Below are 5842 nucleotides of genomic sequence, written 5' to 3'. Positions count from 1 at the left end.
GCTCGGGTCCGGCCAGCGCGACCCGTACCTCGCCCGGGGCGGCGTGCTTGAGCGCGTTCGTCAGCGACTCCTGCACGATGCGGTACGCGGCCAGTTCCACCGGCGCCGGCAGCGGCGCGCCCGGCTCGCGGGCGTCGTCGAGGGTGAAGCCGAGCCCGCTGGCGGCGCCGTTGACCCGGGCCTGCTCCACCAGCGCGGCCAGCCCGTCCAGCGTCGGGGCCGCCGCCGGCTCGTCCTTCGCCCCGTCGCCCTCGGAGTCGCGCAGCAGGCCGATGAGGCGGCGCATCTCCGCCAGCCCCTGCACGCTGTTCTCGCGGATGACGGACAGCGCCTCCCGGGACGCCCCGGGGTCGTCGATCGACTGGGCGGCGGTGGCGTGGATGGCGATGGCGGAGAGGTGGTTGGCCACCATGTCGTGCAGCTCGCGGGCCATCCGGGCGCGCTCGGCGCCGACGGCCTCGCGCCGGTCCAGCTCGGCGAGCAGCGCCGTCTGCTGCGCCCGCAGCCGGGCGGCGTCGGCGGCCTGGCGGTGGGAGCGCAGGGCGACGCCGGTGGTGGCGGGGGCGAGGGTGATGAGGCCGACGGCGACGCCGAGGAGGATCACGACCCGGTCCTGGAAGACGGCCAGCACGACGATGGTCGTGGCCACGGTGAGCCCCGCGGCGATCCGCGGGATCCAGCGGGCGGCGGTCGCGGTGCCGTAGACGACGGCCGCGTACACGAGGTCCGTGAACATCAGGACCGTGGCCAGCGTGCCCCACGTGAACTGGTCGGCGACGACGGCGGCGGTGGCGATGCCCAGCGCGGTCATCGGCCGGCTCCGGCGCAGCAGCTCGGCGCCGCACATGAACGCGAGCGGGATCAGCGTCAGCCGCGAGTCGTGGAACGGCCGCCCGCCCTGGGTGTGCAGCCCGAGCGCCCAGAGCGCCACGCCGCCGAGCAGGCCGATGGCCGCGAGGAGTACGTCGTCGCGGTGCGGCCTGAGCGAGGGGCGTGAGCTGGTCACTCCCCCATCAAACACGGCCGCGGGGGCGCCGGCCTCCGTATCCCGGCCCGCTTTTGGCGGGCGCGGGCTACATCGAAGGATGCAGCCCGGGATCGTCGCGTACGACGACGTACCCGCGCGCCCCGCGCGGGAGCCTGGAAGCAGGCCCGGGAAGGGAGAGCACCGTGATCGTCACGCTCATCATCGTCTGCGAGGTCGCCTTCTGGGTGCTGCTCGCCGCAGGGCTCTCGCTGCGCTACCTGGCGAGAAGGCCGCGGCTGGGCGCCGCGGTGCTGCTGTGCGAGCCGCTGCTGGAGGTCGTGCTGCTGGTCGTCACGGCGATCGACCTCAAGAACGGCGCGGAGCCGGACTGGAAGCACGGCCTGGCCGCCGTCTACATCGGCTTCTCGATCGCGCTCGGCCCGGCGACGATCCGCTGGGTCGACGCCCGCTTCGCGCACCGCTTCGCGGGCGGGCCGCCGCCGGTGAAGCCGCCGGAGTACGGGATGGCGCGGGCGCTGCACGAGTGGAGGACGGCCGCCCGCTGGATCCTGGCGAGCGGCATCGCGATCGCGCTGCTCCAGGGCGCCGCCTGGTACGTCGGCGGCGACGGCGACACCGAGTCGCTGAAGGCGTGGCAGCTGCGGATGCTGTTCGTCATCGGCATCAACGTGGTCATCGCCGGGAGTTACACGCTCTTCCCCAAGCAGCGCCCGGCCGACGCGGTGGAGGCGGACGGGGACCGCGGCGGCCGCGGCACCTCAGCGTTCTCCGCCCGGCACCCAAAGGACATCGCCGACCGCCTTGTTGGCCGTACGCGCAAGGATGAAGAGCAGATCCGATAGCCGGTTGAGGTACGTGGCCGTCAGCGGGTTCATGATCTCGCCGTGCACCTCCAGGGCGGCCCACGTCGACCGCTCGGCCCGGCGCACCACCGTGCACGCCTGGTGCAGCAGCGCCGCGCCGGGCGTGCCGGCGGGGAGGATGAAGCTGCGCAGCTTCTCCAGGTCGGCGAGGAAGCGGTCGCAGTCGGCCTCCAGCCGGTCGACGTACTCCTGCTCGACGCGCAGCGGCGGGTACTCGGGGTCCGGCCGCACGGGCGTGGAGAGGTCGGCGCCGACGTCGAAGAGGTCGTTCTGCACCCGGGTGAGGACGCGGGCGACCTCCTCGGGCAGCTCGCCGAGGGCGAGGGCGGTGCCGATGACGGCGTTGGCCTCGTTGGCGTCGGCGTACGCGGAGATCCGCAGGTCGGTCTTGGGCACCCGGCTCATGTCGCCGAGCGCGGTGGTGCCCTTGTCTCCGGTACGGGTGTAGATCCGCGTCAGGTTGACCATGTGCACAGCGTATGCCCGCGCCCCTACGCCCCGGCGCCGCGGAACACGCGTGTGCCCAGCGTCACCGCTCCCGCGGCGAACGCGGCGGCGACCAGCGCGCCCCACAGCATCTCGGTGCCCGCGTACTCGCCCGTGAAGGCGGCGCGCACGGCGTCGACGACGTAGCGGTACGGCACCGCGCGCGACAGCGCGTCCAGCCACCCGGGCGCCAGCGCCATCGGCAGCATCAGCCCGGACAGCAGCATCGACGGCAGCGTGACGGCGTTGACGACGGGGCCGAACTCCTGCGGCGTACGCACCCGCAGGGCGAAGGCGTACGACAGCGAGGCCATCGCCGTCGAGAGCAGCGCGACGAACACCAGGCCGATCAGCACCCCGGGCAGCGGCGCGCGCAGCCCCATCGCCACCGCGGCGACGACGAGCAGCACGGCCTGGAAGAGCAGCAGCAGCGCGTCGCGCAGCACCCGGCCGAGCAGCAGCGCGAGCCGGCTGACGGGGGTGGCGCGCATGCGGTCCAGCACGCCGAGGTTCTTCTCCACGATGATGCCGAAGCCGGCGAAGGAGGCGCTGAACAGCCCGAGCATCATCAGCAGCCCGGGGACGAGGACCTGCCACGAGCTGGCGTCGGCGGCGAGCGGCAGGTCGCGCAGCAGCGGGCCGAAGAAGACGAGGTAGAGCAGGGGCATGAGGATGCCGAAGAGCATCTGGAAGCGCGAGCGCAGGGTCTGGCGGGCGTAGCGGCCGAAGACGAGGGCGGTGTCGGCGGCGAGGACGTGCACGGGGCTCTCCCGGGGGCTGGATCGTACGGAGTCGGGGCGGGCGGCGGGCGCCGTCAGACGGACAGCGGCGCGGGGTCCTGGGCGGGCGCGGGGCGGCGGCCGGTGAGGGCGAGGAAGGCGTCCTGGAGGGAGGCGCCGGGCGAGCCGGCGTGGCGCTGCTTCAACTCCCGCGGCGTGCCGTCCGCGACGACGACGCCGTGGTCGACGACCACGATCCGGTCGGCGAGGGCGTCGGCCTCGTCGAGGTAGTGCGTGGTGAGCACGACGGTGGTGCCGTGCCGGTCGCGCAGCCGGCGGACCAGGTCCCACAGGTCGGCGCGGCTGCCCGGGTCGAGCCCGGTGGTGGGCTCGTCGAGGAAGAGCAGCTCGGGCCGGTGGACGAGCCCGAGCGCGAGGTCGAGCCGGCGCCGCTGGCCGCCGGAGAGCGCGGCGCAGGGGCGGTCGAGGAGGTCCTCGACGCCCAGTTCTGCGGCGAGTTCCGCGGCCCGCGCGGCGGCCGGGGCCTTCGCCAGCCGGTACAGCCGGCCCTGGGTGACCAGTTCCTCCCGGACGGAGACCTGCGGGTCGACGCCGCCGCTCTGGGCCACGTACCCGATGCGTTCGCGTACGCCCGCGGGGTCGGCGACCAGGTCGCGGCCCGCGACGGTGGCGGCGCCGCCGGTGGGCGGCAGCAGGGTCGTGAGCATCTGCAGGGTGGTGGTCTTGCCGGCGCCGTTGGGCCCGAGGAGCCCGACGATCTCACCGGGCTGCACCCGCAGGTCGATGCCGCGGACGGCCTCGACCGGCCCCTGCTTGGTGGTGAAGGTCCGGGCGAGGCCGGACGTGCTGAGGATCGCCATGTCCCAAGAAAAACAGAGTCACTGAATTTTTGCAATGACTCTAATTTTCCACTCACACCAGCCTGGGTACGATGAGGGCATGGCCGAGGGACTCAGGGAGCGCAAGAAGCGGCAGACCAGGCAGCACATCTCCGACGTGGCCACCGGCCTGTTCCTGGAGCGCGGCTTCGACGCGGTCACGGTCGCCGAGGTCGCCGAGGCCGCGGACGTCTCGGTCAACACCGTGTACAACTACTTCCCGGCCAAGGAGGACCTCTTCCTCGACCGCAGCCGCGGCGTGGTCGAGCGCACCTCCCGGGACGTACGCGGCCGGGCCCCCGGCGAGTCCGCCGCGGAGGCCGTGCTGCGCGGGCTGCAGGAGGACGTCGAGGTGATGTCCGGCCGGGTCGGGCTCAACCCGGGCATGGGCAAGTTCCTCGTGGTCGTCCAGGAGGCGAACGCCCTCCAGGCCCGGCTGTGGCACATGCAGCGGGAGGGCCTCGCGCTTCTCGCCGCCACCCTGCGCGAGGAGACCCGGGCCGCCGCGGACGATCCGCTCCCGGAGCTGATCGCGGGTCAGCTCTCCTGGGTCAACAGCGCGCTCTACGACTTCATCCGCCGCGAGATGGTCGCCGGCGGCCACCCCGCGGCCGTCTCGCGCGCCGCGCTGGGGGTTCTCGACGAGATGGCGGACCTGTTGGGCCAAAAGGTGCTCAACTACGCGCGCCGGCCCGCCGAGTGAGCCGCAGGCGTGTGATGTCCGTCATCTGAGACGTGACGCGCATCTCTTCGCGCTCCGCGGGCGGGCCAGGAGCGCTAGTGTCCGCTTCGGAGCACGTGAACGAGCCGTAGAGCGAGGGAACCACCGTGGAATCCGCCGGAAAGCTCGCCGTCGTCGGAGCCGGACTCATGGGGTCCGGTATCGCCCAGGTCGCCGCACAGGCCGGCTGGCACGTCGTGCTGCGCGACCTCACCGACGAGGCGCTGACGCGCGGCACGGACGGCATCGAGGGCTCGTACGAGAAGTTCGTCGCCAAGGGCAAGCTGGACGCGGCCACCGCCGAGCAGGCACTCGCCCGCATCACCACCACCACCGACCTCGACGCCGCCGCCGACGCGGACATCGTCGTCGAGGCCGTCTTCGAACGCCTCGACGTCAAGCAGGAGATCTTCCGCACGCTCGACGGCCTGGTACGCGACGACGCCGTGCTCGCCTCCAACACCTCCGCGATCCCCCTCACCAAGATCGCGGCGGTGACCGCCCGCCCCGAGCGCGTCGTCGGCACGCACTTCTTCTCGCCGGTCCCCATGATGGGGCTCTGCGAGCTGGTACGCGGCCTGAAGACCAGCGACGAGACCCTCGCCCGCGCCCGGGCCTTCGCCGAATCCACCGGCAAGACCTGCATCGTCGCCAACCGCGACGTGGCCGGCTTCGTGACCACGCGGCTGATCACCGCGCTCGTCGTCGAGGCCGTCAAGCTGTACGAGTCGGGCGTCGCCACCGCAGAGGACATCGACGTCGCCTGCCGGCTCGGCTTCGGCCACGCCATGGGGCCGCTGGCCACCGCCGACCTGACCGGCGTCGACATCCTGCTGCACGCCGCCGAGAACATCTACACCGAGACCCAGGACGAGAAGTTCGCGCCGCCGGAGCTGATGCGCCGCATGGTCGACGCCGGCGACATCGGCCGCAAGAGCGGCCGCGGCTTCTACGAGCACTGACCCGGGCCGCCCGTCGCCCCCGGCCCGCCCGCGAGGCCGGCCGAGGGCGGGTGCGGCGTCCCCCGCAGGGGTGAAATCGGTACGGATACCCGTACAGACGGCAACCCGGCACCGCCCGGGACAGTCAGATCAATAGAGGCACCGGCACGGACTCGGCACCACGGACAACGAGAACCGCAGACGGGGAGCGCACATGTTTGAGGC

General features: G+C 73.0%; 7 protein-coding genes. 3 read left to right on the top strand and 4 right to left on the bottom strand.

The window, feature by feature from the left end; translation table 11 throughout:
- The coding region (locus H5J30_RS15190; RefSeq protein ID WP_181787965.1) for a sensor histidine kinase at window positions 1–1006 on the bottom strand (1006 nt) is incomplete at its 3' end.
- 164 nt (window positions 1007–1170) lie between these two features.
- Between H5J30_RS15190 and H5J30_RS15185 the strand changes: the two genes are divergently transcribed.
- Window positions 1171–1830, top strand: a complete 660-nt coding sequence (locus H5J30_RS15185; RefSeq protein ID WP_181787964.1) for a hypothetical protein — start codon at window positions 1171–1173, stop codon at window positions 1828–1830.
- Here H5J30_RS15185 and H5J30_RS15180 read toward each other — a convergent pair.
- Genes H5J30_RS15180 through H5J30_RS15170 form a run of 3 tightly spaced genes read right to left on the bottom strand, consistent with a single transcriptional unit; the run spans window position 1747 to window position 3937 of the window.
- Window positions 1747–2319 carry a cob(I)yrinic acid a,c-diamide adenosyltransferase gene (locus H5J30_RS15180; protein WP_027742131.1) on the bottom strand — a complete coding sequence of 191 codons (573 nt, stop codon included), beginning with the start codon at window positions 2317–2319 and terminating at the stop codon, window positions 1747–1749. The two genes, H5J30_RS15185 and H5J30_RS15180, sit on opposite strands and share 84 nt — an antisense overlap.
- A 23-nt stretch (window positions 2320–2342) precedes the next feature.
- A complete protein-coding gene (locus tag H5J30_RS15175) occupies window positions 2343–3098 on the bottom strand; it encodes an ABC transporter permease (RefSeq protein WP_181787963.1) in 756 nt (251 codons plus the stop codon).
- A 53-nt stretch (window positions 3099–3151) separates the two neighbouring features.
- Complete coding sequence (locus H5J30_RS15170) at window positions 3152–3937, bottom strand: ABC transporter ATP-binding protein (RefSeq protein WP_181787962.1); 786 nt, start codon at window positions 3935–3937, stop codon at window positions 3152–3154.
- 79 nt (window positions 3938–4016) lie between these two features.
- Between H5J30_RS15170 and H5J30_RS15165 the strand changes: the two genes are divergently transcribed.
- Window positions 4017–4658 (top strand): TetR/AcrR family transcriptional regulator, encoded by a 642-nt coding sequence (locus tag H5J30_RS15165; protein WP_181787961.1) that lies wholly within the window; start codon window positions 4017–4019, stop codon window positions 4656–4658.
- A gap of 125 nt (window positions 4659–4783) precedes the next feature.
- On the top strand, window positions 4784–5638 hold the full coding sequence (locus tag H5J30_RS15160; RefSeq protein ID WP_181787960.1) for a 3-hydroxyacyl-CoA dehydrogenase family protein: 855 nt from the start codon (window positions 4784–4786) through the stop codon (window positions 5636–5638).
- The last annotated feature ends 204 nt before the right edge of the window (window positions 5639–5842 follow it).

It is taken from the genome of Streptomyces phytophilus (genome assembly GCF_013870535.1).
GTDB lineage: Bacteria > Actinomycetota > Actinomycetes > Streptomycetales > Streptomycetaceae > Streptomyces > Streptomyces phytophilus.
This window is presented reverse-complemented; position numbering and strand designations above follow the sequence as displayed.